The organism is Anaerotignum sp. (assembly GCF_031981185.1).
Taxonomy (GTDB): Bacteria; Bacillota; Clostridia; order Lachnospirales; family Anaerotignaceae; genus Chakrabartyella.
Genome location: NZ_DALYUL010000010.1, coordinates 112550 through 113926 on the forward strand (window position 1 = coordinate 112550; position 1377 = coordinate 113926).

Annotated in this window: 1 protein-coding gene and 1 pseudogene; both read right to left on the reverse strand. The window is 38.6% G+C overall.

Annotation, left to right across the window (positions count from 1 at the left end):
• Positions 1-240, reverse strand: a pseudogene (locus RTK36_RS07720) (hypothetical protein); the annotation flags it as partial.
• A 168-nt stretch (positions 241-408) separates the two neighbouring features.
• On the reverse strand, positions 409-1377 hold a 969-nt coding region (locus RTK36_RS07725; RefSeq protein WP_312045901.1), incomplete at its 5' end, for a TRAP transporter large permease.

A 1377-nucleotide genomic window follows, 5' to 3' on the forward strand; every position in this document is an offset into this window, starting at 1 on the left:
CATATCCGCACGCAACAGTATGGTTTTACTGTCTTCTGTGGTGGCCCCACCTTTCAAAGTAGCTACAACACCAGTGATTGTGACAGTTTCAACCTCCAAACCAAGTGCAGTGAGATAGCCACATACTTTTTTTGAAGTCAAGAATTCTTGATATCCAAGTTCAGGATATTCGTGAAAATCACGCCTTAATGCGATTAGTTCTTTCTCAAGTTCTGCAATTTCTTTTTTAATGTCAAACATTATTTTCCTCCTACACAGCCTTGTTTTCTCCATTTAAACAAACGGAAATTTGCTGAGTCTAATTCAATCTGTGGCCGACATTTAGACACCCACACACAGAAAGGATATTTTCCTTACTGCATTTTTATCTTTTGTATCTTCTCTCTTAATACAGAGTTTATCTAGCGCTTATTGAATCAAAAATAATGAAAGCTGAGGACAGAAAATTACTATTAAAGTTATAATTGTCAACATAATTAAATAAGGGGGTAGCCCTTTTACAATATCTCCATACGGCCGATTAAATATTGCACACCCCGTGAAAATATTGCAACCAAAAGGAGGTGAAACAGAACCTATGGCCGCCTGCAATGTAATAATAATACCCAAGTGAATTGGATCAATACCAGCCTTCATTGCAAGAGGGAAGAAGATCGGAGAAAGAATAATGATTACAACCAAAGAATCCACGAACATACAACCTATAAAGAAGAAGATTGTAACTGTAACCAAAATTTTTAATGCCGAGGGATCCACACCTAAAATTGTGGAAGTTAACATCTGCGGTATCTTTGCGTAGGAAATTACCCAAGAGAATAACTGACCACCTGCAACCAAAATAAACACTGCACAAGTAACAACCGCTGTACTCAATGCTATTTTTTGTAAATCCTTCATCTTTACATTTCTGTAAACAAGCATTTCGAGAACCAAGGCATATAAAACAGCAATTGCAGATGCTTCGGTGGGGCTGAAAAATCCACCGTAGATACCAACAAAAATGATAATTGGGAAGCCCAAAGGAAGGATTGCTCTTTTGAATGCCTCCAATCTTTGGGGCCATGTTGCTTTTTTCTGACAAGGCATTTTTCTGAATTTTGCATACAAATAACTATACACTGCAAAGAAAAGTAGCATTAATATTCCTGGGCCAACACCGGCAATGAAAAGATTACCCACGGAAGAACCAGTTACCACGGCATACATAATCATTGAAATGCTGGGGGGAATCAAGAGTGCGATAATCGCCGAACAAATAATTAAGCTGGAGCTATCGCTATCCCGATATCCTAATTTTAGAAGTCGCTGACGCATAGGTCTGCCAATGGCAACCACTGTCGCTTGTGTAGAACCGGATATTGCACCAAACATTGTACA